Annotated in this window: 29 protein-coding genes and 3 pseudogenes; 15 read left to right on the top strand and 17 right to left on the bottom strand. The window is 66.1% G+C overall.

Annotation, left to right across the window (positions count from 1 at the left end):
- Positions 1 to 26: 26 nt before the first annotated feature.
- The 3 genes from KBZ33_RS15550 to KBZ33_RS15540 form a co-directional block, all read right to left on the bottom strand.
- Positions 27 to 614 carry a mobile mystery protein B gene (locus tag KBZ33_RS15550; protein WP_255011837.1) on the bottom strand — a complete coding sequence of 196 codons (588 nt, stop codon included), beginning with the start codon at positions 612 to 614 and terminating at the stop codon, positions 27 to 29.
- Entirely contained in the window at positions 611 to 1,072 is a 462-nt protein-coding gene (locus KBZ33_RS15545; protein WP_254954207.1) for a mobile mystery protein A, read from the bottom strand. Before KBZ33_RS15545 ends, KBZ33_RS15550 begins: the two co-directional genes overlap by 4 nt.
- A gap of 170 nt (positions 1,073 to 1,242) precedes the next feature.
- Positions 1,243 to 2,418, bottom strand: a complete 1,176-nt coding sequence (locus tag KBZ33_RS15540; protein ID WP_255011836.1) for a hypothetical protein — start codon at positions 2,416 to 2,418, stop codon at positions 1,243 to 1,245.
- Between the two features lie 986 nt (positions 2,419 to 3,404).
- On the opposite strand from KBZ33_RS15540, the gene KBZ33_RS15535 reads away from it, so the two are divergent.
- The 6 genes from KBZ33_RS15535 (at position 3,405) to KBZ33_RS15510 (ending at position 6,514) form a co-directional block, all read left to right on the top strand.
- Positions 3,405 to 3,896, top strand: a complete 492-nt coding sequence (locus KBZ33_RS15535) for an SLOG family protein (protein ID WP_254954209.1) — start codon at positions 3,405 to 3,407, stop codon at positions 3,894 to 3,896.
- A 55-nt stretch (positions 3,897 to 3,951) separates the two neighbouring features.
- Entirely contained in the window at positions 3,952 to 4,584 is a 633-nt protein-coding gene (locus KBZ33_RS15530; RefSeq protein WP_254954210.1) for a siphovirus Gp157 family protein, read from the top strand.
- Between the two features lie 108 nt (positions 4,585 to 4,692).
- A complete protein-coding gene (locus KBZ33_RS15525; RefSeq protein ID WP_254954211.1) occupies positions 4,693 to 4,905 on the top strand; it encodes a hypothetical protein in 213 nt (70 codons plus the stop codon).
- A gap of 36 nt (positions 4,906 to 4,941) precedes the next feature.
- Positions 4,942 to 5,880, top strand: coding sequence for an RAD52 family DNA repair protein (locus KBZ33_RS15520; protein WP_254954212.1), 939 nt, complete (start codon positions 4,942 to 4,944; stop codon positions 5,878 to 5,880).
- A gap of 70 nt (positions 5,881 to 5,950) precedes the next feature.
- On the top strand, positions 5,951 to 6,193 hold the full coding sequence (locus KBZ33_RS15515) for a DUF433 domain-containing protein (protein WP_254954213.1): 243 nt from the start codon (positions 5,951 to 5,953) through the stop codon (positions 6,191 to 6,193).
- 63 nt (positions 6,194 to 6,256) lie between these two features.
- Complete coding sequence (locus tag KBZ33_RS15510; RefSeq protein ID WP_255011834.1) at positions 6,257 to 6,514, top strand: hypothetical protein; 258 nt, start codon at positions 6,257 to 6,259, stop codon at positions 6,512 to 6,514.
- Positions 6,515 to 6,519: 5 nt separating this feature from the next.
- On the opposite strand, the gene KBZ33_RS15505 is transcribed toward KBZ33_RS15510, so the two are convergent.
- On the bottom strand, positions 6,520 to 6,756 hold the full coding sequence (locus tag KBZ33_RS15505) for a hypothetical protein (RefSeq protein WP_254954215.1): 237 nt from the start codon (positions 6,754 to 6,756) through the stop codon (positions 6,520 to 6,522).
- Between the two features lie 137 nt (positions 6,757 to 6,893).
- Positions 6,894 to 7,502 (bottom strand): hypothetical protein, encoded by a 609-nt coding sequence (locus KBZ33_RS15500; RefSeq protein WP_254954216.1) that lies wholly within the window; start codon positions 7,500 to 7,502, stop codon positions 6,894 to 6,896.
- A 229-nt stretch (positions 7,503 to 7,731) separates the two neighbouring features.
- On the opposite strand from KBZ33_RS15500, the gene KBZ33_RS15495 reads away from it, so the two are divergent.
- Positions 7,732 to 9,966, top strand: a complete 2,235-nt coding sequence (locus tag KBZ33_RS15495) for an AAA family ATPase (RefSeq protein WP_254954217.1) — start codon at positions 7,732 to 7,734, stop codon at positions 9,964 to 9,966.
- Positions 9,967 to 10,012: 46 nt separating this feature from the next.
- Here the strand turns inward: KBZ33_RS15495 and KBZ33_RS15490 are convergent, their stop codons facing one another.
- Genes KBZ33_RS15490 through KBZ33_RS15450 form a run of 9 tightly spaced genes read right to left on the bottom strand, consistent with a single transcriptional unit; the run spans position 10,013 to position 16,971 of the window.
- A complete protein-coding gene (locus KBZ33_RS15490; protein ID WP_254954218.1) occupies positions 10,013 to 11,224 on the bottom strand; it encodes a hypothetical protein in 1,212 nt (403 codons plus the stop codon).
- A complete protein-coding gene (locus KBZ33_RS15485; protein ID WP_254954219.1) occupies positions 11,221 to 12,084 on the bottom strand; it encodes a hypothetical protein in 864 nt (287 codons plus the stop codon). Before KBZ33_RS15485 ends, KBZ33_RS15490 begins: the two co-directional genes overlap by 4 nt.
- On the bottom strand, positions 12,084 to 12,494 hold the full coding sequence (locus tag KBZ33_RS15480; RefSeq protein WP_254954220.1) for a hypothetical protein: 411 nt from the start codon (positions 12,492 to 12,494) through the stop codon (positions 12,084 to 12,086). The genes KBZ33_RS15485 and KBZ33_RS15480 overlap by 1 nt, the downstream gene beginning before the upstream one ends.
- A 3-nt stretch (positions 12,495 to 12,497) precedes the next feature.
- A complete protein-coding gene (locus tag KBZ33_RS15475; protein ID WP_254954221.1) occupies positions 12,498 to 13,541 on the bottom strand; it encodes a hypothetical protein in 1,044 nt (347 codons plus the stop codon).
- A 40-nt stretch (positions 13,542 to 13,581) separates the two neighbouring features.
- Complete coding sequence (locus KBZ33_RS15470) at positions 13,582 to 13,926, bottom strand: hypothetical protein (protein WP_254954222.1); 345 nt, start codon at positions 13,924 to 13,926, stop codon at positions 13,582 to 13,584.
- Positions 13,927 to 13,979: 53 nt separating this feature from the next.
- Positions 13,980 to 14,768, bottom strand: a complete 789-nt coding sequence (locus KBZ33_RS15465; RefSeq protein ID WP_254954223.1) for a hypothetical protein — start codon at positions 14,766 to 14,768, stop codon at positions 13,980 to 13,982.
- A gap of 15 nt (positions 14,769 to 14,783) precedes the next feature.
- Positions 14,784 to 15,593 carry a hypothetical protein gene (locus tag KBZ33_RS15460; protein ID WP_254954224.1) on the bottom strand — a complete coding sequence of 270 codons (810 nt, stop codon included), beginning with the start codon at positions 15,591 to 15,593 and terminating at the stop codon, positions 14,784 to 14,786.
- Positions 15,594 to 15,597: 4 nt separating this feature from the next.
- Entirely contained in the window at positions 15,598 to 16,029 is a 432-nt protein-coding gene (locus KBZ33_RS15455; protein WP_254954225.1) for a hypothetical protein, read from the bottom strand.
- A 42-nt stretch (positions 16,030 to 16,071) separates the two neighbouring features.
- Positions 16,072 to 16,971, bottom strand: a complete 900-nt coding sequence (locus KBZ33_RS15450; protein ID WP_254954226.1) for a major capsid protein — start codon at positions 16,969 to 16,971, stop codon at positions 16,072 to 16,074.
- Between the two features lie 172 nt (positions 16,972 to 17,143).
- On the opposite strand from KBZ33_RS15450, the gene KBZ33_RS15445 reads away from it, so the two are divergent.
- From KBZ33_RS15445 to KBZ33_RS15435, 3 genes are read left to right on the top strand one after another with little or no spacing between them, the layout of a single operon-like run.
- Positions 17,144 to 17,341 (top strand): hypothetical protein, encoded by a 198-nt coding sequence (locus KBZ33_RS15445; RefSeq protein WP_254954227.1) that lies wholly within the window; start codon positions 17,144 to 17,146, stop codon positions 17,339 to 17,341.
- Positions 17,338 to 18,141 (top strand): C39 family peptidase, encoded by an 804-nt coding sequence (locus KBZ33_RS15440; RefSeq protein ID WP_254954228.1) that lies wholly within the window; start codon positions 17,338 to 17,340, stop codon positions 18,139 to 18,141. The genes KBZ33_RS15445 and KBZ33_RS15440 overlap by 4 nt, the downstream gene beginning before the upstream one ends.
- 3 nt (positions 18,142 to 18,144) lie before the next feature.
- Positions 18,145 to 18,438, top strand: a complete 294-nt coding sequence (locus KBZ33_RS15435) for a hypothetical protein (RefSeq protein WP_254954229.1) — start codon at positions 18,145 to 18,147, stop codon at positions 18,436 to 18,438.
- 52 nt (positions 18,439 to 18,490) lie between these two features.
- Here KBZ33_RS15435 and KBZ33_RS15430 read toward each other — a convergent pair whose 3' ends face one another.
- Positions 18,491 to 18,835 (bottom strand): hypothetical protein, encoded by a 345-nt coding sequence (locus tag KBZ33_RS15430; RefSeq protein WP_254954230.1) that lies wholly within the window; start codon positions 18,833 to 18,835, stop codon positions 18,491 to 18,493.
- Positions 18,836 to 18,981: 146 nt separating this feature from the next.
- Between KBZ33_RS15430 and KBZ33_RS15425 the strand changes: the two genes are divergently transcribed.
- The 3 genes from KBZ33_RS15425 to KBZ33_RS15415 all read left to right on the top strand — a co-directional run bounded on the left by KBZ33_RS15425 (position 18,982) and on the right by KBZ33_RS15415 (position 21,924).
- The gene (locus tag KBZ33_RS15425) at positions 18,982 to 19,536 is read left to right on the top strand and encodes a sigma-70 family RNA polymerase sigma factor (RefSeq protein WP_254954231.1); all 555 of its coding nucleotides are present in this window, start codon (positions 18,982 to 18,984) and stop codon (positions 19,534 to 19,536) included.
- 238 nt (positions 19,537 to 19,774) lie between these two features.
- Complete coding sequence (locus KBZ33_RS15420; protein ID WP_254954232.1) at positions 19,775 to 20,128, top strand: hypothetical protein; 354 nt, start codon at positions 19,775 to 19,777, stop codon at positions 20,126 to 20,128.
- 734 nt (positions 20,129 to 20,862) lie between these two features.
- On the top strand, positions 20,863 to 21,924 hold the full coding sequence (locus KBZ33_RS15415) for a hypothetical protein (protein WP_254954233.1): 1,062 nt from the start codon (positions 20,863 to 20,865) through the stop codon (positions 21,922 to 21,924).
- Positions 21,925 to 22,449: 525 nt separating this feature from the next.
- Here the strand turns inward: KBZ33_RS15415 and KBZ33_RS15410 are convergent.
- A pseudogene (locus tag KBZ33_RS15410) lies at positions 22,450 to 22,614 on the bottom strand (AbrB-like transcriptional regulator); the annotation flags it as partial.
- 37 nt (positions 22,615 to 22,651) lie between these two features.
- Positions 22,652 to 22,918: pseudogene (locus KBZ33_RS15405) on the bottom strand (DUF3987 domain-containing protein); the annotation flags it as partial.
- Positions 22,919 to 23,170: 252 nt separating this feature from the next.
- Here KBZ33_RS15405 and KBZ33_RS15400 point away from each other — a divergent pair.
- Both KBZ33_RS15400 and KBZ33_RS15395 read left to right on the top strand, forming a co-directional pair.
- Positions 23,171 to 23,428 (top strand): annotated as a pseudogene (locus tag KBZ33_RS15400) (transposase); the annotation flags it as partial.
- A gap of 321 nt (positions 23,429 to 23,749) precedes the next feature.
- The coding region (locus KBZ33_RS15395; protein ID WP_255011832.1) for an IS630 family transposase at positions 23,750 to 24,557 on the top strand (808 nt) is incomplete at its 3' end.

The following is a 24,557-nucleotide window of genomic DNA, read 5'->3' as shown; positions in this document are numbered from 1 at the left end:
CACGCCCCCGTGGCTGCCATTCCCCTTCACTGCGCTCTTGCAAAGGCCAGCAGTGCACTCAAGTCACCACGGTCTGCCTGACGCAGCGCCGCGATGTAGTCCTGGCGCAGAGCGGTGAGATTGACCAGGGAACTGCTCCCTCCCCAGGAGAAGCGAGGTGCACCCAGCTGCTGGATCAACACGTCAGCGATCAGGCGGGTGTGGCGACCGTTGCCGTTGGGGAAGGGGTGGATGGAGACCAGCCGGTGATGGAAACGGATGGCGATCAGATCCACCACATCCACTTGGTGCTCCACCTGGAAGGCGATGTCGGCCAGCAGGGCCGGGACTTGCATCCGGATCTGCCGCCAGTCGGCGCCGATGCTCTTGTCGCTGCTCCGGTACTGACCGGCCCAACGCCAGCTTTGGCCAAACATCTCACGGTGCAGGCGTCGCAGCCAGCTTTCTTCCAGCGGCCGGGGCCGTCGCTGGCGGGACAGCCAGAGCAGAGCAGCTTCGATGTTCTGCTGCTCCCATTCGTTCAGCTGGCTGCGATTCACCAGATGGGAGGGCAGCAGCCCCTCCAGCTCCTCCCCATCGAGAGGCGTCGCCCCGGCCGGTAGGTCCTTGTTCAATCCCATAGCCGGGTGCCGCTGGTGCGCAGGATCTCCTCGGCCATGGTTTCGAGCCGCTCTTGTGCTCGCTCGGATGGCGAATCGATGGGCTGCGCTTCCAGCGCCATGGTGCGGCCTGCGCGTTGCTGCCACTGCTGCGCCAGCCTCAGGGCCTGCTGCCTTCTCATCTCCCGCAGCGGCTGTCTTGGCACCAACGTGTACTGCAGCTCGCAGTCGAGCGCCTCGGCCACCCGCCGCAGGGTGCCAAGCGTGATGGCATCGGTCGCCTCGGCCTGCTCCAGCTTTCGCACCCCGGAAGCGGTGATCTCTAAGCGAGCCGCGAGTGCAGCGGAGGTCATGCCCAGGGCCTCACGGATGGCCCGCAGCCAGCCCGCCGGCGGCCGTTGCGGCAGTGAATGGCTGGCGGCGTCCTGAAGCACCGCATCCATCTGAGCAAGCCGCAGCTCCTTGGGATTCATGGTGAATGCGAGCAATCAGTCCCGCAGGGGAACCACAAAGACAACCTATCACTCCTGTCATGAGCACACCAGGGGGAGTAATCCGTTGCTTCCTGGCCTGGGGAAGGGAGTCATCGCTCGCGCCTCGGGCAGTATGTCCCTCTGGGCGTCGTGGATCGCAGTCGGGACGTTCATCGACCAAGGCGTGTCGCGGCCCGCTCGAAGGCGTCATCAACAACGTCGTCACCGCACCACTTGCTGTAAGCAGCCAGGTGCGTTTCGACGCTGTGCCCCATGGCGGCAGCGGCCACCTTCGGCGGCAGTTCGCAGATCAGGTGGGCGCGGTGGGCGTAGCCATGCCGGGCGGAATAGAGGACCAGCTTCTCCCCTTCTGCCTCGTACTGCTGCCGCAGATCCTGCCAATGACGCCGCCGGCGCATGTATAGGCCCAGGTCCTCGGCGCCGTAGCCCGGCCGCATCGGCGGTAGTGGCTGGGCCTTGAACTGTTCCAACAGGTCCCAGGCCTCAGCCCAGTCATCGCAGGGCAGCAGCCGCAGCGGTCTCGGCTTTGTCGCTCCTCGGCTGGTGTTCTTGCGGTAGTTGCACCACAGGCGGCCGCCGCGCAGCTGAAGGTGTTGCAGCTCCTCTGGTCTGAGGCCATAGGCCGCCAGCAACTGGAATGCGAGGCGCCAACGGGCATCCGGAATGGCCTCCACCAACTCCAGGATGTGCTTCACCTCGATCGGGGTGGTGATCGACCGTCCCTCCCGCTTGCGGCCCACAAAGGGGTCGAGATCAAGAGGTGGCGCCCATTCCACAGCCAGAGCGCCGTTATCGACCCCCCATCGCAGCAGCGCCGCGGTCTGCTGCACCTGCATCTGCCGGCCACGGGAGCCAGGCTGATCAGACCAACGCGCCGTGACGGCCTCCAGCAGTTCCCGGGGATTGGTGGGCGGTGTCTTGCTGCCGAGGATGGCCAGCAGTTCTGCCATCCGGCGCTGATACACGGCCTCCCAGGTCCGCGGCTTGATGGCGCCGCTGCTCAGCTTTCGGGCTTTGAATCGCTCGACCAGAGCAGGCCACTCGATCGGGCCCGCATCTGGATCAGTTGTCGGCTCATCGCCGGCCAGTGCGGCAGCAATGGCCCGATCGAGTGGAAGGCCGTCGCTGTGGGCAGCGTGGATCGCCAGAACCGTCTGTCGGATGGCATCGGCCTGGTCATGGGCCCATTCGATGGGCAACAGAACCTGATGACGACCGCCGCCGGTATCGACCGTGAGGCGCGTACGGCCCCGCAGATCGGAAACGCGCCAGCCGCTGCTCGTGCCTCGCTGGCTGAGGGAGAGGCGCAAGCCGGAGCGGAGCACAGAAGCCCAGGCGTCCGAGGCTCTAGAACCCCCCATGTGAGCAAATATGTGAGCAAATCGATCCCCTCAGCTTGGCACGGCCTGCCGTGGGCTGCCATCCCCTTGCACGGTAAACAGCAGTGACAGCAGTGCTTTTTGGCCCAGACTCCAGTCCTGGCAGTCGATCCCTCAGACCCATAAAAAAGAGTTTTGGGAGCACTAGGTCGCAGGTTCGAATCCTGTCGCCCCGACTAGTCACCCCAAGGGTTCTCGGCGAAACCGGGAACCCTTCTTTTTTGACTTGCAAGAGAAAGTGCAAGAGAAACTCGCCTGTTGCTGGCAGTTCAAGGGTTTTCGGCCGGCCAGCTGTGCCCGTGGGTGGTCGCTGGGCACGGAAGCCGGTGATTGATCTGCCTGAGGCACCCAAAGACTTTCTCTTGCATCTCTTGCAATTGATCGCTCAAGAAGAAGATGCCTGAGGCTCAGGAGGACGGAGACCACCCGGCGGCGGGGATGCAGGGTGTCACGCGGCGCAAGGGCAGGGCAAGTCGGCTTCGCCGACCCTTGCGCTCGCGTGAATCTGATCTCCCCTCGCCGCCGCCGGGATGGGTGCGCTCAGGTCACGGCTGCCGGGTGGCTCTCCCGCGGCTGCGGTGCCGCTGCTCATCCGGCCGGCAGGTGATGGATCAGGGGCGCTGATGGCCAGGGGTTACCTCGCGCGGCTGCGCGGCTGTCCATCAGGCCTGAGCCCCAGACCGGCCGCAAAGATGGCCAGCTGGCTGTCACTCAATCAAGACCTGTGAGCATGAGCCCGAACCCCTCGGATCCAAGTGCTTGCAGCGGCTCTGACGTTCCTCAAGTGCATTTGTACTGGTAGAATGAGGGCGCGCCAAAGGCCCCGAGCCCATCGCCTGCGGCAACGTCATCCCCTGATCTCGCCATCACCGCCGCATAAGTCTGAGTGGCCGTGATGCCCCGATCAGTTGTCACCTACGGCAACTGATTCCATGGCTGTTTGTACTTCATCCAGGCCCGTCATCGGCGCCGGTCGTTCCCTTGTGATCGCGGCCGGCGGCGGCCGTGATCTGGCCTGGTCCCATCAACGCATTGCCGCTGAGCTGCTGGCCCGCAGCGGCGGCCGGCTGGTCCACCTGCTGCTCCACGGCGGAGCCCGCGGAGCCGATGCCGCCATTGCCCGCGCGGCGCATCAGCTGGGCTGGTCGGCACTGGTCATGCCCGCCGAGTGGCGGCGCCATGGCCGGGCCGCCGGGCCGATCCGCAACCGGGAGCTGCTTGAGCTGGCCGTGGCCCGGGCCGAGGCCCACACCTCCCCTGGGGTCTCCACCTCCGTGCTGGTGGTGGCCTTCCCCGGTGGGCCCGGCACCGCATCGCTGGTGCACCAGGCCCGCCGCCTGGCCTCCCGCTCCCCGGTGCCGATCTCTGTGGTGGAGGTCAGCGAATCCGCCAGTGCCTGGGCCGCTGCCACCCCCCTCTCCTGAATCCAGGGCCGCCATTGCGGCGCCCGTTGCATTCCCCCCTATCCCTCTCCCCGTCATGCCCGTTCTCACCACGATCCCCACCGTTCCAGCCACGGCCCTAGCGGGGGCTGCTGCCAAAGCCGCCGGCCCGGCCTGCTCTCTCCAGCGCACCGGCTCGCTCTGGCAGCTGGGCATCGAGGCCCAGGAGCTCACCACCGCCATCAGCCAACTGGCCGAGCAGCTGCAGAGCGATGACGACGACAGCCGCAGCCAGGCCCTCGCTGAGCTGGAGGCCGCCCTGATGGCAGAGGAGGGCAACAAGGCAGCCCTGGCGGCCAAGGCCGATGCCACCTGCTGGGTGATCGAGCACCTCCGCGGCCAGGCCTCCTACCGCCAGCAGCAGGCCAAACGCCTCACGGATCTTTCCCGCTCCGATGCAGGCCGGGCTGACGCCCTGGAGGACTCCCTCGTGCTGGTGCTCACCCGGCTGCAGCCGCAGGCCACCCGCTTCTCCTTCCCCAATCACGAGCTGAGCAGCCGCAAGTCCTCTGCTGTCGAAATCGACGACGAGGCTGCGCTCGCACCCGAGTGGCTGACGGTGAAAACCACAACTCAGCCCGATAAGGCCGCCATCAAAGAAGCCCTCAAAGCCGGTCAGCAGATCTCAGGCGCCCAGCTCCTCTCCCGCCGCACCTGGCGCATCACCTGAGGGGGGGCAGAGCCCCCCTCGATAGGGGTCCGCTACAGGGGCGGGCCCAGGGCATCGCGTCAGCACCATCACCACCCAGGCCATCACCTCCACCAACCACCAGGAGCCATGGATCTCTCCAGCTACGGCAGCACCACCGCCAAAACCACCCCCACCAGCCCCCGGCCCAGCGGCCACATTTGGTCCACACGCCTGGCCAGCTGGGTGGTGCCGATCGGCCGTCGCCCAGGGCGGCGCCCTTCTGCCGATCACATCTTCTGCAGCGATCCGCCCTGCTGGGTGCTGATCGAGGCCCCGCCCGGCGGCAGCCCCGCCAGCTGACACCCATCGCTTGTCCCCACCCTGCCCCTTAATGCCATGACCACGACAACCACCATCGACCGCTCTGTCGCTCAGGCGTCCGCCCTCACGGCCGAGCAGGTCGCTGCCCTGGCGGCACCCCTGAGTCGAGCCAACGTCAAGCAGCGCGATCAGGGCCGAGGCAAGGTCAGCTACATCGAGGGCTGGGTGGCAATCGCCGAGGCCAACCGGATCTTTGGGTTCGACGGCTGGCAGCGCGAGACGGTCGCGTTGCAGTGCGTCTCCCAGGCGGAACGCCGCATCGGCCGTGAGCCGAGCAAGCCCTCCGATCCACCGCAACGTGACGGCTGGGGCGTCACCTACACCGCCCGGGTGAGGGTGATCGTCGCCGGGATCGTGCGGGAAGGCAGCGGTGCCGGCCACGGCATCGATGTTGACCTGGGCCAGGCGCATGAATCCGCCCTCAAGGAAGCCGAGACCGACGCCATGAAACGGGCCCTGATGACCTTCGGGAACCCGTTCGGGCTGGCGCTCTATGACAAGCAGCAGCGGCAGGTCACCTCAAGCGCCACGGGGGTCCCCGCACGGGGCGACATCACCGAGCGCTCCCCTCGGGGAGACATGTCGCCCCACTCTCCCAACGGGATCACACCCAATGCCGCCGCAGGGAACGGCTCATTGCGGCGCTCACCAGCTGGCAACGGCCACGCTTCCAACCACCAGCCTGCGGGCTTGCCCTCCGCTGCTGCAGTGGAGGAAGGTGTCGACACACCCCCCGAGGTCGCGGCCCTGCTGCCCCTTGATGGCGCCACGATCCGGCGGATTCACACCACCATCCGCCGCCTTCCCCAGCCCCAGCTGGAAGGCTTCACCAAGGCGTTCCGCAAGCGCTTCCAAGTGCCGGAGGTAGCCAGCTCGATCGCGGATCGCATCAACCAGAAGCAGCACCATGACTGGATCGAGGCGTATTTGGTTCAACACCAGACCGTTGCCTGAGATCAATAGATCCCTCAGTTGAGGTCGTGTGAGCTGCCTACCATTGACGGGTCCGGCCGCCCTGAGGGCCATGACCACGCAAACCGATCTGGGCTGGGCAGGCTGCAGTGCTGTGGAACGCGATCTTCAGCGCCTGAGCGGCGCCTGGGTGTTCCGCGGCACCCGGATTCCGGTAGCGGCTCTGTTTGAAAATCTGGAAGACGGCGTCTCCTTGGCTGAATTCGTCGAACTGTTCCCAGGTGTAAGCCTCGAGCAGTCCCGGCTGGTCCTGGAGCACGCCGCTCGGAGCACCGCTGCTGCCGCACTGGCCTGAGTGCGGATCTTGTTCGACCAAGGGACTCCCGTTCCCCTCCGCCGATCACTGACCGCCCATGTGGTGGTCACTGCTTATGAACTGGGTTGGTCGACCGTCACCAATGGCGAACTGATTCGCCTGGCGGAGCAGGAGGGCTACGAGCTTCTGATCACCACCGATACCAACCTGCGATATCAGCAGAACCTGAGAGGGCGCAGCATCGCGATCCTGGTGCTGACAACAACCAGCTGGCCGCGGATTCGCCAGGTCACAGGCGAGCTCCAAGCCGCAGTCGCCGCCATCGAAAGCGGCGGCTACGAGGAACTGTTCATTCCCTAAACAATTCAGCGCCGCAGCAACCAGCGCAGCAGCGACAGGCCGATGATCAGCCCGATGCCGATGTTCCACAGCCTGGAAGGCCGCTGGGAGAGGCGTTGCAGCAAGGGCGGCATTCGATCGCCCCATTGCTCCAGCGCCAGCACCGCCAGCAGCAGCAGGGCCACAGGGAGCCCGATGGCCAGCACCAGCTCACGCAGCATTCCGTCGCTCGCCTCTATCGGCACCGTACCCAGCTGGATCAAGAACGGCAGCCGGTTGGCGGCCCTGACCTGAGGCTGCGGATCCGCCGCTTGTTCCTACGCCTGGCCCATGGCGTTTTCCCCCACCAGCCAGGATCCAGCCCTGATGGGCAGCAAGCCCTGTATCCATGGGCTATGCATCACGGTGGGCACGATCGTGGGGCTGATGGCCAGTGTTCAGCAGCCTCAATCCGCTCCCGCAGCCGAGCGACCACAGCCAGCACGGCTTCCCTGCGGGCGAGCTCTTGAGACACCAACAGCCAGAGGTGCTCCACGAGCGGCTCCCACGGCCACACCGCCGTCAGGTCCGCCTGCCGCCAAGGGCTGGTCTGCAGTAGGGACGGCGGCAGCGGCAGCAGCCCATCCCCCCGCTGCAACACCGCCAACCAATCGCTGGCCGCAACAGCATCGAGCGGGGTGATGGCCGCCAGCTGCTGCTCCTCCAAGGCGTGATGGAGCGCCGGTGCGGCCGCCACGGGCGGTGCCAGGAACCGGAAGGTTCGGGGTGGTGGTGCTGCGGCTGACTCGGTGCCGTTCAACCGGCAGGCGAGGAGCAACCCCCAGTGGCCCAGGCGCAACCAGGCCATCCCCTCCACCGGAGCCGGGCAGACGCTCGCCAGCAGCACCGCCTCCAGCTCGCCAGCACGGAGCAACTCACACCACTGGCTCAAGCTCCGCCACTGCTGCGGTGGTGAGCGCAGGGAGGCGAGTCCATCAAGCAGGTGCTGATGGAACGGGTCAGTGGCCACACGCAGCTCGGTGGCAGAGCGCAGAGGAGGTGGAATCGGAGCAGGCAGCGGATCTCACGCTGGTCGGCGGGTAACGGAATGTTCCTTCCCCCACAGCCGCAGCGGGCCTTTGGTACTGACCGCCACCAACACGGCAAGCAGCGCTACCGAATCGTGATGGTTGCAGCAGGAATCGCACCGCCACCTGCTGCCCAATGGAGCTGGGGACGTGTCCTTTGTTCCAACACCCATGACGTCAGCCAACTCATCGACGACGGCCGAGCAACGCCGCAGCAGCTCGGCTGCGCCTGAACGTCCGCTGCGCTGCCACCTGCTGATCGGCCCGCCGGCCAGCGGTAAGTCCAGCCTCGCCCGCCACCTGGCCACGCTGTTGAGCAAGCCTGAGGAGCCCCCGCCCAGTTACATCAGCAGCCGCGGCATTCGCGCCGAAATCTTTGGTGATCGCGGTGTCTTTGGCCCCTGGGATGACATCGCCTCGGTGATGCACCAACGCATCCAGGAGGCTGTTTGCTCAGGTGCGCCGGTGATTGTCGAGGCCACCTTCTCGCGCCGGGCCTGGCGGCTGGCCATCACCCAGAAGCTGGAGCTGCCGGTCCCGGTGGAGTGGATCGGCTGGTGGCTGTGCACACCGCGGGAGCTCTGCCAGCAATGGAACCGGCGCCGTGATCACCGCGTCCCGGAGCAGGTGATCGACAACCACATTTCGTTGCTGTCTGAGGCCGCCTTCTCGCCCAGCCGCTCGGAAGGTTTCGCGGCGGTGGTCTGCGTCGAGCCCCATCACCATCAGCCCCTGCAAGCGGTACTGGGGACCTTGGAGCGGCGGATCAGCGCCGCCCGCAACCGGGACGCCCGGCTGATTCCCCATGGCTATTCCCGCCTGCTGGAGTGCGAGCGGCTGCTGCACCTGATCCAGCTGCTCAGCCGCCAGCCGGAACTGACCGCGACCAACGTCCAGACCTCCCCCGAGGAATCTGCGGGCCTGGCCGAGCGGGCCGCGGCCCTGCTCGCCCGGACCCATGGGCCCTGCTATGCGGATGTCGGAGCGATCGCCGCCGACCTGAATTGGTTGCGGCAGCAGGGGTTCACCACCGCCTGGCGCGTCAACTCCGAGCAGGGGAAACCCGCGCCGATGCGGGCAGTGGAGCCGCCGCCCTGGCCGGCGACGCAACCGCTCAGCGCGGGCGGCTGGTCTGCGCTCGGCGATCGCGAGACCTTTTGCCGTGCTCTCACCCTGCTGCGCCACATCCTTCATCACCCCTTTGATCAGCAGGAGGGGGTAGCGGTCGACCATCACCTCGCCGCTCGGCTCAAGACCCTCAGCGGCGGCCGTCACTGCTGGACTCCCCGCCAGTTGCACCAGAGCATCACCGCGATCCTCACCCCCTATGGCTTTCGTGATGCGGCAGGCAGTGGCCGCCACGGCTATGCCCTCGGGGCCTCGCTGCTGCCCGTGCCGCTACAGGTGGAGATCCATGGGCTGCTGCAGGCCCATGCCGATCGGCTCGGTGATCCAAGCGGGCAGGCGATCGCCCGGGAGCTGGGCAAGCGGTTGCAACGCAGCGGCATCTCCATCGAGAGCGTCCCGCCGGTGCGGACGTTTTTCAATCGCTCCCTGCTGGCCGGGGATCAAAGCAGGGGCGGCACCCTGCTCAACACCGAGCAAGCCGAGCAGCTGCGTTCAGCCATTCAGCAGCACCAGCGGGTGGTGCTCACCGCGATAGCCACCTCCCATGCCGGGCTGGAGGAGATCCGGGTGTGGCCGTTGCAGTTGATCTTCCACACCAGCGCCTGGTTCCTGCTGTTTGAGCACGACCACATCGGCCAGGCGGAGGGGTTGCTGGCCTGCCGCCGGATCGACCAGCTGGGCCTGCGGCGGATTGAAACCGGCAGCGTTCGCAGCCAGCCATCCCATGCGGCGGCGCTGCTGCGCGGCGAAACCTTGCAGCACTGCTGCGGCAGCCTTGAGTTCGGCGATGGTCTCCAGCCGCAGCAGTCCGTCTGCCTTGGCCCCTCGAAGCAACGCGCCAAGGCGATGGGCACCTTGCGCCTGAGCTGTGATGCCACCGCCTTTGCCTTGCTGCGTGAGGAGGTGCGGCGCTTCCCGGCGGCGGCGGTGCGCCTCTCGCGCCCCCTGCCGGGTGATGGGGTGATCAGTGCGTTGGTTGAGCTGGAGGCTCTGCTGCCGTGCAGCCGCTCCAGCCACCCCTATCCGGTGGAGATCGACTTGCCGCTCTGGACCCTGGAGCGGGATCAGGACCTGCGCCGCTGGCTCTATGCCCTCGGCGGTGGGGTGCGGATCGAAGCACCGCTGGAGCTGCAGCAGGAGCACCGTCGCTGGCTCCAGTCCGCCCTTGCGGCATACCCCAGGAGCAGGGAGATCAAGAAGCAGCGGGTGCCCGTGCGGCGGCGGGCCGCAGGGGCGACGGGCAGAAGAGGAACGGCGCTGGCGGCGGGTGAGCCTTGAGGGCAGCGGCGTCCGGCGGCTGTGCCATTGCGCCCGGCCGCACGCCTTACACCCGCCGCGGCCAGAGCACGCCGGTGGCGGGCCTGCCCGATCCGCCGCCGCCCAAGCCACCAGCAGCAGCCAGCTGCTGGGCATAGAGCGGGTGCTGCTGCACGCCGGCCAGGCCGGCGGCGTTGGGACTCCAGTCCGCGATCAGATCCGGCACGCTGGCTGGCCCGACCAGGGAGGGGGACAGTGGCGGCTGGGCCACCACCGAGAAGCGATCGCTCAGGGTGCGCCAGCTGAGTGAACCGATGGCAGCCCAGCCACTCAACACAGACGGCGGAGGGCTGGAGGGGAGACGGAGCCAGAGGTCATCGACGGAGCCACCAGCGGCGCCGAGCTGGTAGAAGGTGCCGCCACCGGCGGGGTCACTGAAACGACCCAGGCGACGGGGGTCGGTGTGCTGGTTGTCGCCAGTCCAGAGCAGGGGCGGCAGGAGAAGACGGGGCTGGACACTGTTGAACTGCACCGGACCGGTGGCCAGCGGGATGACCTGCCAGGCGATGGGGGCGTTGATCTGCTGGGTGCCGGAGGCGCCTGAAACGAAGCTGACGACCTCCGGGGACTGGCCGCGCCAGCTCCAGCGATCGTTGGAGCTGAACATGCCGATGTAGGCGCGGGCACGGTGGAACCAGAGGCTCCAGCCGCTGACCGCCGGGCTGCGGAACAGCAGGATCGAGAGGTTGAGGCTGTAGTTGTCATCGCCCGGCCGCAGCAGGGTGGCCAGGAAGAACTCCGCCCCTGGGGTGGCATCGAAGACAACGATCAGGGTCCCCTCCAGCCCCGCCACGGCTGGGGTCCCGCTGGGTCCGTAGTGGGAGAGGCCCCGGTTGGCGCTCAGCAGGGTCGCGGAGAAGCTGCCGTAGCCGCCGTTGCTGGTGTCATCGATCCAGGCGCTGGCCAAGCCCAGGCGCAGCAGGGCGCTGGCGGTGCTGGAGCTGAAGCCCTGGGCCAAAGAGACGTTGTGGAAGCTCAGCACCAGGGGAGAGATCGGGTGCCCGAGCCGCCAGGCAAAGCCGTAGCTGGTGGCGCCGGTGGCACTGGCGTGGTTGCGCAGCACGCTGAGCTGCAGATCGGCGTTGGCCGGCGTGGCGTTGACTGCGGCGGCGAACGCGGAGAAGGCCTCATGCAGCCGCATGCCGACATCGGTGGCGGCGCTGCTGGCCCAGTTGTAGGTGTCAGGCCCCCAGGTGCGAGCGCAGGCCGTCAGGGTCATGGGGCGTCGATGAGGCGAACCGCCATTCGGCTGGGTCCGAACAGCAGCCACTCGCTGCCGTCGGCCCCTTTGAAGTAGCCGCCGGTCGCAAAGGTGCGGGTGTAAGTGCCGAAGTCCGCCGGTAACACCACCGGAGCCCAGCGGCGCACCGGCGGCAAGGGGAGGACATGGAGGATCGGAGGGGTCGCCAGCATCCAGGCTGCGGGGTGGCGCAGGGCGAATGGCGGCCCGTTGAAGAACTCGCTCCACAGGGCCGTCGCAAAGATCTCCCTGGCGGCAGAAAGGTTCCAGGCGACCATGCCCTGCACCCCGCTCATGGTGGTGTTGTGCAGGTGCCAGAGGCCGGAAGTGACGTCCTTGGCGATGAGCAGCACCACCGCCTGGCGGGTGGAGAACATCTGCAGCGAGAGGCAGAAGCCGAAGTACTCCTGGCCCGGAGCCAGGCTGCGCACAACCCAGGCCAGCGCAGGAAAGGGCTCAGCTGGATTGAGGCTCGCTGCAGGGCTGTGGAGCTGGCCGCCGCTGAGCAGGCCGTGGGCGCCAAGGCCACCAGCCGGGTTGTGGCCGGCGGCCAGGCCCACCGCCGAGGTGACGGTGGTGGCGGCCAGGGTCGCGACCCACTGGCTGATCAGCTGCACCGGTTGGCCGCCACTGGTGGCGGCGAGGGTGGCGCGGATGGTCCAACCCAGGTGCTGAGCATCGCCCGCCGGGCCGGTGAGCACCTCGAGCAGCTGGCTGGGGTTCTGGGCGTTGGCCGCCACCAGCCAGCTGGCGAGCAGGGCCTGCACGTCGCTGAACAGATCCGGAATCGGGAAGCCCTGGTCGCCGCGGCGGGAAAGGTCGGAGAGGATCGCCGCCATCAGAGCGCCAGCAGCAGGCTGCTGATCGACACCATCGCCTCGATGGGTTGGAGCTGGTCGGTGCGCAGCAGCCCATGCAGCACAGGGACGTGTGGATCGTCCTGGTTCGCCCAGCTCACCCCCGGCGGTAGGCGCAGCACCGCGCTGTCTTCTGTGAAGACCGCATCGAGCACCACGCCAGCTGCCGGATCCGGATCGACGCTCTGGGGCCGATGGGCGTCAGCGAGGGTGGCGGCGTCCGAGACGTAGAGGCTGAGCCAGGCCGGGATGTCGCAGCTGACGATCAGCAGCAGCCCGGCACTGCCGAGTCGATCGAAGCTGAGATAGGTGACCTGGGGGCCGGCGGCGATTGGCAGCAGCAGGCCCTGGCTGATTCGGCGTGGACCTTCCTGTCTGGCGACCCAGGGCATGGCTCAGGGCACCACGGCGATCTTTCGAATCGCCCGGACCGTCTGAGCGGTGGTCTTGCTGAGCGGATCCCAGTTGCCGTAATACCAGTCCTGCACCTGGTGGGTAGTGGCTGAGTCCTGGGTGGAGGTGCCAATGCCGCCGGCAAAGAACTCCTGCGCTCCTCCGGCCTGGAAGGCGGTGACGCTGGTCTGGGGAGGAATCACGCCTGAGTAGTCGGCGCTGGTGGGTGGAACGGCGTAGGCGTTTGCCCCGAAACCCGGCGTGCTGCCCTCACTGTTGTCGGGCTTGAAGCGGCGGTAGAGGATCTCCAGCTCGAGCAGGGCCGGGATGTACCAGTCGTCGTAGCCGCCGATCGTCAGTGCCCGGGCCCACTGGTTGGCCGGGTGGGCGGCGTCCTTGGCCGCCTCGCTGTTGGCGAACCCGTCGAAGCTGCTCCCCGTCCCGGCGCTGGCGGTGTTGGCCGTCTTGCAGGCAAGGTTGTTCTCGCCAGCGCTCTTGGGAGCAATGATCAGCGCATGGCTGGCGATGCCGTTGGCGGCCTGCGAGATCAGCCCGCCATAGAAGCCGCCCTGGAAGGCAGCGCCGATCGCCGGCAGGTCGCCGATGGAGAAGCCGGCTGGAGGTGGCTGCAGCTGGTGCACCTCACCACTGATCAGATCGAGATAGAGATCACCCACCAGGGCGCCGGGGATGGCGCCGGGCGCGCCGCTGCCGACGAACCAGCCGCTGCCGCGGGGTCCGGGATCGCCGGGTGCTCCAGCTGGACCGGGCGGGCCTTGGATCGAGCCGCCATCCACCCAGCTGTTGGTGTCCGCGTCCCAGACGACGAGCTTGTCGTCCTCATCGGCGACGATGTAGGCGTGGCCTTCCGCCAGCCCTGTGCTGGGCAGGGCGGCAAAGGTTGGAACGCTGCCCTTGAAGTCGATGCCCATCCCGGCGGGTCCTGGCGGGCCTGCGGGCCCGGCGCCGCCGGCCGCACCGGTCTGGCCAGGGGGGCCAGCGGGGCCAGCTGGGCCGCGGAGGGAACCGGTGTTCTGCCAGGTCATCAGGCGGGCGCAAAGGAGTCCTGCCTTCTATTGCCACGCCTCAGGCCGCGCCCGGCTCGAGGTAGACCGCCAGGAAGAGCGCATCGATGCTGCCGCTGGCCGCACTGGTCTCGAGCCAGAGCCAGGACTCGGCCGGCAGCGTGTCCACATCGAAGCTCGTCACGGTCTGGCCGGTGGTGGTGTTGCTGGCGGCGATGCCTCCACTCAGCACCTCGGTGCCGGAGGCACTGAGATCAGGGCCAATGCGCAGTGAGCAGAGGATCGCAGGGCTGGTCCCTGCCAACAGCACGTCGACGCGGCTCAAGATCAGGTTGTTGGCGGCCCGGAGGATCGGCACTTTGAGGCTGCCGCTGGGAGACGACAGCCGCAGCGTCTGAGGCAGCAAGGCTGACGGGCCAGGAGGTCCCAGGAGTGTTTCGCCGGTGGGGGTCCAGCCCATCAGGCCTCCAGCTCATAGATGCTGCCGCTGAGGCGATCCAGATACAGATCCCCCGGCGCTGGCGGCGGGTTCAGGCCCTCGCTAGGCGGTGGCCCGTCCCCCGCATACCAGCGGGTGCCGCGGCTGGCGGCGCCGGAGCCGTTCATCACCACCAGCGAAGGCTTGCCATCCACCGGCGAGGGCAGCAGCGCCAGGCCGCCCTGGGGATGCAGCCGCAGCCGCCACAGCTCGGCGCGGCTGCCGTTGTAGGCGAGCCCATCGAGGCCGTCGCCCGGCACCAGCGGCTCCACTCCGGCGAGGCTTCCGGCCACACCGCCGGCACCGCCAGCCGGGGAGGTCGGGATCATGTGGGGCGGCAGGGGGCAGCCCAGCAGCGCCACCGGCAACGTGGCGATGTTCACCCCCATCGTCACCGTCACCGTCAGGTCCAGCCGCTGCCCGTAGACGTGCCGCACCCTGGGCACATCCGGCCGGTACGGCGTCCACGGCACGGTTTCAGTGCTGCCATCACCCCAGTCCACCTGGAAGTCCTGGGCCGGCAGCCCCAGCGGGTTCACCGCCAGCTCGATCGGCGCTGCACCGAGCGGATCATTCCAGCGGCTCGGCGCCGGCATCCAGAACAGCTCCAGCGGCAGGGCCGGCACCGGTCCCAGCCGGAAGCTCAGCTCCAGCCAGCGCGGTGCTTCATGGACCAGCACCCATTCCTCGTTGCCCGGGCAGCCCACCGGCGGCAGGATCCGCACCCGCCCATTGGTGTCATCAAAGCCCGTGGGGAGTGGGTACGGCATGGGGGTGCGGCGGGATCAGCGCAGCAGATCCAGCGGCAGGGCCGGGAGCTCGTCCTGGGAGCCAGGTTCCGCCACGGCAGTCAGGCCACCGGAGGCCAGCCGCTCGGCCTCGGCCACCAGCTCCACCTTGGTCATGCCCGGATCCAGCGCCACGCCGTAGCGGCGTTCCACCTCGGCGATGATCTGCGCCTTGGTCATCGCGGCGTAATCAGGCCGATCCGCTGCAGGCTCTGGCTCGCCAGGCATCACCAGAGGCTGGTCGTCCGCATCGGCAGTCCGCTCCGGTTCAGGGCCAAGCGGAAAGGTGAACCAGGGGCCGGTGCCACTGCTGTTGGTTGCGGCGATCGAGCAGTCACAGGGCTCCGGAACGGCCTCGGTTTCCAGCTGGAAGCTGATCATCGTGGCGCTGTTCACCTCCAGCCCGTTGATCACCACCGCCAGCGGAGCCTTCACCAGCACGGTGCTGCCGCGCTCGAAGTCCGTGCCGAAAATCACCACCCGCTGGCCGGGCGCCGCCGAGCCGATCGTGTGGGGGCCGTCGTGGATTTGTTCGATCACCGCCGTACCAGGAGCAGGCGGAGGCAGCAGGGGCGGATTTTCCGCTGGCGAGAGGCCGGGCTGGTGGACCTGCCAGCCCAGGGCCTGCCAGCCATCGATGTGACAGGGGAAACAGAACGTCGTCTCGGCGCCAAGGATGAGGCGCACCATTCCCTCCGGTGCGCCCGGCGCCGTCGGATCCAGTCCCTCGCCCAGGGGTTGGGGCGGCAGCCCGGGGGTACCGGGCTCGCTCGGCCGTTCCAGCGAGCTCTCCATGGGGTCGCTCATCGGCTCAGGCGTGGATGAGGCTGAGGTGGGCACCCGCTGGCGTCGATGGCGTCAGGGTTGCCCGCGCAAAGAAGAAGCAGGGATCGACCACGTTGGCCAGATCACCTGCAGCAGGCACCAGCGAGCCGCCGCTGATCGTCGCCTCGATCTGACCGCCAGCGGCGGGGATCGCCACGGTGGTGGCCGTCAGCCAGGTGCCGGTGGTGCCGTCCTTGAGCAAGGGCGCCACCTCCAGCACCGCCGTCACCGCTGCGGCGGCACCGGGGTGGGAGAACAGCAGGGTGAAGTTGTCGGTGGTGTCGAGCGGAACGCTCAGGCGCACGATCTCAGCACTCGCCCGGGTGCGCTCGAACGGGTCGGTGGCGCTGTGGTTGATCCAGCCCACCAGCGTGGTGGCGGCATCGATGAGCTTGTTGCCGGAAGCGGTCATGGTCATGTCCTCAGGGGAATCAGATCGAGCGGTGTGGCCTTCTGGGCCTCAGGTCAGAGCGGGGCCGATGTTGTACAGCCGCCCGATCGCCTTCTGATCGCAGACTGCAAAGCCCACGTACCAATCGACGCGGGTGCGGAACACCGGGGCGTCCTGCACTTCCCCGAAGTCCCGCACCGAGATGCCGTAACGGCCCTCAAACGGACCCTGCAGGCCGGTCATCTGCTCGTCGCCAAAGGCGCAGCAGTAGATCGAAGTGGTGCCGCCCGCTTCCCCGAAACCGAGCACCTCGTTGCCGTTGGCGTCCTCCTCCAGGCAGAGGATCTCGGTGTCCTCAAACCAGTGGCGGCCGTCGATCACCTGATAGAGATCACCACCAGCGGCGCGGCAGGCGGCGCTGATCTGGCGCCGACCCGCCTTGCTGGTGAGCAGCACCTTCTCGCTGCCGTAGGCATTGACGGAGTCCACCAGGGCCTCCAGCCGGGTGAGCTTGACGCTGCCGGAAGTGTTGTCGACGGTCTGGAGGCCGCCGGGGGTGAGCCGCTTGCTGAGGCCGTTGAAGGCGCGCGGGTCAAAGGCGGCATCGCCATTGATCACAGCTGCCTCAAGGGTGAGGCGCATCGAGCGCACCTTCTGCTCGGTCTGGGAAGCCCTGGCCTCGGGGCCATTGAGGTCCACGATCGAGCGGTCTACATCGAGATCGCCACCGAACAGGTGCACGAACTCGGTGTCGTTCTCCACGGCGCCGTAATCCCGCCGGTAGCCCTCGTTGACGGCGCGGAAGCCGACGCGGGGCATTTTCTTCTCGACGGCGAATTTGAGAGCACCACCAAGCAGGTTGCGGAAGGGGAGGCGGCTGATCAGTTGACCCTCGGTGAAGGTCTTGATCACGGCCAGGCGCTCCACCCGCGTCTCGTGTTTGGCAGCCTCGATCAGGGAGAGGCCCATGCTTGCTCCGGGTGTACCCAGCAACGTCACCCACCTATTGCCAGCGACCGAAAGGGTTGGCGGCTGGTCAGGCCCCGTCATGGTGCGGGGTGGCCTCAAGGGCTGACGCAAGGCGGCTTCGCCGCCCCTTGACCCCACCCCGCCCGGCTTTGGGGTCCTTCTCCAGCTCCCCATGGCTTCCAAGTTCCGGCGCGCTGCCCTGGAGCGCCACAGCTCCGAATCCTTCGATCGCATCAGCACCATCTGCCACTCGGCCTGGGTGCCGCTGCCACGGCTCGCAGAGCTGGCCGAGCAAATCCTCTTTGAGCGCCAAGCGGCGCTGCCGGAGCCGGCTCTCGATCCAGAGCTGCTGGCCCTGCTGCCCTATTGAGCGCAGCTCCAGCCCGGCTGCGGCCGGGCTTTCTGATGCCGGTGGCAACAGAGGGCACGTCAGCAGCCCGTGCCATGGCCACGCCGATGACCCCGGAGCGGTTCCAGGACCGTTGGGAGGCCTTCAAGGGTGAACCTCAGCAGGTGTCTGGCATCTGGGGGCTCTATCGCTCGATCGCCGAACTGGAAGGCAGCGGCGACATCCTCGATGAGCAGGCCGCCTGGGCACGCAAGTTCAGCGAGAAGCCAGCAGCGCCGCCGCCACCGGCGCGGGGCAATCCGCTGGCCATGCCGTTCTTTGATCAGCTCAACAACGGTCCCCAGGGCTGGCGCCATTGCCAGAGCTCCAGCATCGCCATGAACCTCGCCTTCTTGAAGGTTCCCGGCATCGACGACGATCTCGACTACCTGCGGGTGGTGGAGCGTTATGGCGATACCACCAGCCAGGCGGCTCAGATCAAGGCACTGGCGGCGCTGCAAGCACCGGGGCGTTTCATTACCAACTGCACCGCCTCGCGGGCCAAGGCCGAGATCGACAAGGGCTATGGCCTGGCGATCGGCATCCTGCACAGGGGGCCGGTCTCAGCACCCAGCGGCGGCGGACATTACGTCGCGGTGCGGGGCTACGACCAAAGCGGCTGGCTGGTGCATGACCCCTACGGCGATCTCGATCTGACCCGCGGCACCTGGCTCAAGCAAGGCGGCGGGTCCGGCAGAGGTCTGCACTACTCGTTCAAGAACACCAACCCTCGCTGGCTGCCGGAAGGCCCGTCATCGGGCTGGGCCTGGCTGTTCTCATGAGCCATGGCAGACAACGACCCAAGCGGAGGTCGGAAATGGGGTCGTGGCGGTCATCCAAAACCACCCTTCGATCGTGAGCGGTTTATTTTCAAATTGCTGGCGGTCGTGATCATCACCCAGCTCTCCATCTACGCCGTGGCGACAGTCATCTGCGGCAATGTGGCCTACACCAGGCGCCAACAGCTTGTCGAGGTCTGCCCAGGCGTGCTCGATCAGGTGACCGCACGATTTGACGCCACCTTGAAACTGTTGATCGCCTTGCTGGGTGGGGCGGCGTTGAACCAAAACGGCCGCTGACAAGGACCCTGGCGAAAGCCAACAGCAGCCTGAATTGCGGCAGGCCACAAGATCACTCCACCAGCGCATCAGCTCCCTGCGGGTGTGGCCGGGTGAACTGCCCGCGGCGGTTCCGCCGCGGCGGCGCCGATGGCAGCGGCGATGGCGGCGGCAGTGGCAGTGGCGGCCCTGTCACCCCGCCATGGCCAGGGCTGCCAGCACGGCTGTCCATGAAGTACGTCGCTGCCGACTGGCCGGCCAGGGCTATGGCGGGCAAGGCCAGCGCCCAGCGGTGCTCGCACAGCTGAACATCAGACGTGCGGACCTCGCAGACGGCAACGAAGGCGCCCAAGGCCAGGATCTCGGCACCGACCAGGGCAAGGATCGGCGCAGTGTTGCTCGCAGGAGCAGGAGCCATCAGCGGGGCGGCAGGAAGGGCAGGCGATGCGCCTGCTCCCTGTTGCCAGGAACGAAGGGCGTTGGCCCGATCGGGTGGCGGCTGGCCTGCTGCTTGGCCTCTTCCTGCGTCGAGGCCTGGGGTCGCGCGTCCTACGCGATCAGGCCATGGCCCGCACCCCATCCCAGGCCGATGCCCTCTTCCAGCAGTTCCTGCCCCTCGCTGATTCCATTGCCCGCAGCCTGGCGGCCGGCAGCCGCGTGCTCGAGCTCGATGATGCCCGGCAGGTGGCCCAAATGCAGCTCTGGCTCTCCTGCCGCCAAGTCACCGATCCAGCCTCTGCCCCCGGCTATCTCAAGCGCTGCATCAAGGGTGCCCTGCTCCATCACCTGCGTGATGTCGGCCGCCTGGTCCGCGTCCCGCGGCGCCAGCACGAGAAAGGCGGCCACCCCTGGAGCCACCAAAGCCTGCATGCCCCCCTGCCCAGCGGCGCCATCTGGATCGATCAGCTGGAAGCGCCCGAGCAGGAGCAGCCGCCGGAAGGCGCCAGCGTGGAAGCCCTGCTGGATCGGCTCCCGGCTGGCCAGGCGGCGATCATCCGGCTCTCGGTGCTGGAGGGCCAGAGCATCCGCCGGATCGGGCAGGAGCTGGGCATGAGCCCCATGTCGGTGCAGCGGCACCGGCAGAGGGGCCTGGCCGCCCTCAAGGCCGAGCTGGCCTGAGGCCCAGTGGGGCCGAGGCCAACGGGGTCGGCTCCGGCCGGCCCCAAAGACCCGGGTCGGGGTCAAACTCGGGGAGCAGTGCGCTCAAATTCAGGGAGCACCAGGCCAAATTCGGGGAGCAGTTCGGGGAGCTCAGGCCCGTGTGGCCTGCCCCTTTGGGGCTTGCCCCTTGGGGGCTGGCGGTGGGATCGCGCATCATCCGCCGGGGCAAGGGCTGCGCAAGGCGCTTCCGCGCCCCTTGCCTGATCCGGCGGTGCTGCTGGCGTCCCATCGCTGCGCACCGGCGCCAGGCACCATGTCCCTCTGGCTCGATTCCCTCTCCCGCGAGGATCCCGTCGCCCTCGTCCACTCCTGCCACCTGGCGCTTACCCGGCTGCTGTGCAGCCACCGGGGCAAGCCGATCCGCCGCCTCTGGATCGATCACCCCTACGGAGAAGAGGAGATCACCCTGCTGGAGGAAGAGCTGATCCCCGCGATGGAGCAGTTCCTGGCCCGCATCCAAGAAATCGATGCAGCGTTGGAGGCCGCCGTTGAGGCAGAGATCGAGCGGGTCCAGGCCGCGATGGCAACAGAGCCACTGGCTGCGGCCTGAGGCCATCAGGGGCCGGTCAGCACCGGCCCCCTCACCAGGGCTTGCCCTTGCGCAGGTAGGCCACCAATTCCGCTTGTGCTCCAGCCAGCGGCCCGGACCCAACGGGAGACCCACTGGAACCCTGGCCCCAGGCGCCAGCGTCAGCCACTCCGCCCCACCAATCAGAATCCTTCTGAGCCCGGCGGCCTCGTCACCGGGCTTAGTCGTGTTCCCCTGTCCCATGGCTGACCTCGCCCGGACCCACCAGGCCCTCGCTGAGGACTACCGCTGGCATCTGTAGATCGCCCCGGCAAGCTGCTTGCCCTGCCCAGCTGGTCGTTTGAGGACACCGTGGTGATCATTCACACCCAGGTGGAAGGCACCAAAAGCTCAGTAGGCCGGATTTCAGTCCCCATTCGGCGATGGAGTGGTGACTGGGCAATTGTGAGTAGGTACAAACTGCAACTCACACACTGGACCTAGGAGAGCATGGCCCAGCAGTCATTCAACAGCAGAACCATGAACCGGTTCTTGACTGGGGAGATCTTAGTGTTATTGCTGTTCGCAAAGTTCTTTGAAGAACATCGCGCAATCGAGTGCAGTATCTAGAGTCGGTATTACCGTTTGCTATTGCATATGAGCGTGAAAAGAGTGACCTAGCAATCCACTCTCTTTCATGCCACTCAAACTGGCGGATGTCACGAGAGCCATCACCCACTGCCTGAATCAAGACAGTCCCATACCTGGATCACCTCATGCACGCCATCGTCCGTCACGTCCGCCCGTTCGCCATCTGCGGCACCTGGCTTCTGGCCATGGTCATACCTGCCGCAGTTCAGGCCCAAACGGTGCTCAACGTCACCGGCACCGAGAACCGCAGCGCCGGCGGCACTCGGACGCACTGCGAGGGCACGCGCTGTTTCGTTGCCAAGGGCCAAACGCTGCTGGTGCGCGTGCAAGGGGCCGGCATCGCGGCGGCTACGCATGTAATCGACGACAGCGGCAGTATCGTAAGCAGCCTCACCGGCTGGAAGGCTTCGCCGAACAAGGTCGAAGTGAAGATCAGGGCCACGGCCACGGGTACCCGAGGGGAGAAAACGGTAACGATCCAGCAACGTGTTGGCGGCAGCGTGATCGCAACCTGGCCAATGCGCGTCAATGTCATCAACCCCGGCCAGATCACAGGCAGCAGTTTCCAAGCGCCTTCCGACTTCTTTACGCAAGCCGAGTTCACTGTCACCGGAAACAATATGGGCAACGCGCGACTGCAGGTCCACAACGACACGTGGCCACCCCGACCGACGATCACCCGGCTTTCCAACACCCCTACCGAGGTGCGCTTTCGCGCCACTTACCCCACTCTGCAGAGTGCTCCCACGCTGAAATTCGTGCTATGCGACGAGGCTGTTACAACATTTGGATGTCCACCCGCCTGGGGTACCGTCACCGGCCAGTTCAAGGGTCCACCATCAGTCACCGGCATTACTTTCTCCTCGCCACGAAACGTGGGTAGCGTAGTCAGCATCAATTTTAAATTGTCGACTCCGGCGCGCACGGGCGGCGAGAGAGTGTGGTGGACACTATCCAACGCCACAGACTTCCAGGCCGTGGCAGGCAGTTGCCCATACACCACCTCAGGCAATAAGAACGAATTCATTGTGCCCGCCGGCAACCAGACGCACACCTGCCAAGTGAGGATCGTGCAGGCCGGCGGTACCGGCCCTGTCAATCGCATCGCGTCATGCTGGGTCGTCAATCCCAACAAGCTCGAAGCGCCTTGGCACTGCGAGCATTCCTTCACGATCAGCCAGTCCTAAGGATCATCCGGAGATCCACTGGTGTCCCCATCTCCACATCCTAGAAACCCTGATCCACAGCCGATTGCGCATGAGGCTCAGCGCTGGTCCTAGTAGGTGGCTGGCCCACTCATCTACAGCGGGCTGATCACCATCGACTTGTCGGCTAGGTCTAGGGGTCGCAACGCGCTGGCGGCCAGCTCCATTCCCACCCGCTGGAGAGAGTCCTTTTGGAGCACCAGCAACAAGCCGAGACACCGGTGATTACCCAGGGATCACTGTTGGGACATTTGGTGAAACGCGATGCCCATCACCCGCAACAGGACTGGAGCAGACGGCCAGCGATCGCCGCTATGAAAGCGCTATCCATTGGTACTGAAGCCACATCGACACGCAGCACGCCATTCGACTACGACTGGAGCCCTCAGTCAACCGAGGCCTCCCATAAGGCTCAGGCATGAGGAGCGGATCCTGGCGGAATCCACTATCACTGGTCTAATTGCCTCAACGACACTCGGCGCGAGAACCACCAGCGCAGGTTGCCACTCACTCCTCCTCGTCGCTGCCGCCTGCTGGCACCAGGCGGATCTGCTTGCGGCCGAGCTTGATTTCAAACTCATCGCCGGGCCTGAGATCCAGCATGGCCGTATAGGCCTTGCCCACCAGCAGGTTGCCGTTGCCCTGGACCGTGGCCATATAGCTCACGCCACGGCTCCTTGTCGGTGAACGGCACCTGATTGCTCTTGGCATCCGCCTGCTGAAACTGCCACTCCGCCAGCTTCCTTCTGTACCCCTCCTCCAGCATCGGCTGCACCGTCCGCTGCCAGGGAGCACTGATCAGGCGCTTGATCAGGGGGCTCTTGATCTCCCCGCTGGGCATCAGCAGCGCCAGCCAGAGGGAGAGGGGTTGTTGAAACTGCTCCATGGCATTGAGCTCGATCTCAGAGTCCAGCGGCAGGGCCCCGCTCATACCGGCGAGCAGCACGGCCAGCAGGATCTCCGGGTCGTACTCCATGGTCGAGCGCACAACCTGGAACCCTGCGGCAAGCGCCGGGGGCACCAGCTCCAGCACATCCACCGCGGTGGCGCTGGCATGGGCCTCCAGGGTCTCCACGAGGCTGACCTCGTCCCCTGCCTCCAGCACCTGTTGACGCAGGGGGGCATAGAGCTTCTCGATCTGGCCCGGCGAACGCTGGAAGTCCTGAGCGATGGCGTCAAGCGCAAAGTCCAGCTTCCTGCCGCTGATGGGTGCCGTGGCCAATCCCAGCGCCCCCTGTTTCATATCCACTACACACCCACTTATTCATCCTGGCTCAACCAAGTAGAGCGCTGGTTCGCCCTGATCACGCAGCGGGCGATCAGGAGGGGCAGCTTCTCAAGCGTCAAGGAATTGATTGCCAAGATCGAGCACTTCGTGGCGAACTACAACAAGAACATGGCACCGTTCGCGTGGACGGCAACGGCTGACTCGATCCTGGAAAAGCTCAGCAGGCTATGTGCGCAAATCTCCGGGACGGCACACTAGGAGCCTGTTGCACGTAGATCAAAAGACCAGATTGTTCGGCAATTCCGCAGATACGACAGTGCAAAGCGGTATTGGCCTGAGATAGCCAGCTGTCCGCCGTCGTCGTTCCAGGATGTTCAGATTGCTTGTGGGGCAAAGGATTATCCGAAGCGTCGCCAAAACGAGGATGGAGCTTGGCGAGAACAATCTGAGACGCCACGTCGCTCAAGGGGGACCCAGTCCAAGGATTGGCTTCAGATCTGGCTATGTGCAACAGGCTCCTAGTGCGCCGTCCCGCAATTAGTTGCTATAATATGAGGCATAATCGAGCTGTGCGACTCAATGCCTATCGGAAGACCGATGCCGCCCTTGAAGCTTTCCGAGGAAGAGCTTCGTCAGCTGCAGAATATCGCTAATTCACGCTCAATCGTGCAGCGAGCACAGATCGTGCTTGCATGTGGCGCCGGTGAATCCAACACCGCCATCGCCAAGCGGATGGGTCTGACGGGGATGACGGTCGGGAAGTGGAGAAAGCGCTATCGAGAGTTCGGCATCGAAGGCCTTCACGATGAACTTCGTCCCGGCCGCCCTCGTACCTATGAGGACGACAAGGTAGCCGAAGTCATCAATCGTGCACTGCAAACAAAACCCAGCGATGGCAGTACTCACTGGAGTGCACGCTCGCTTGCAGCTGAGACAGGAATCTCAAAGAGCACAGTCCACCGCTGGCTGAAGATATTTGCCCTCCAGCCCCATCGGCAGAAGAACTTCAAGATCTCGACTGATCCTTTCTTTGTCGAGAAGGTCAGGGATATCGTCGGCCTCTACCTGAATCCCCCCGACAAAGCTGTGGTGCTGTGCGTGGACGAGAAAACCCAGGTGCAGGCTCTTGATCGCACTCAGCCAGTGCTGCCGATGGGCCTGGGATACGTGGAGGGAGTCACGCACGACTATATTCGACACGGTACGACCACCTTATTTGCTGCTCTTGATGTGGCAACTGGCGAGGTAATCACTCAGTGTAAGCCTCGCCATCGGCATCAAGAATTCCTCGCCTTTCTTCGAGAGATTGAGAAATCAGTGCCTACTGAGCTTGACCTGCATTTGATTGTCGATAACTATGCAACGCACAAACATCCCAAGGTCAAGG

Source organism: Cyanobium sp. Cruz-8D1, from assembly GCF_024345975.1.
Taxonomy (GTDB): domain Bacteria; phylum Cyanobacteriota; class Cyanobacteriia; order PCC-6307; family Cyanobiaceae; genus Cyanobium.
This window is presented reverse-complemented; position numbering and strand designations above follow the sequence as displayed.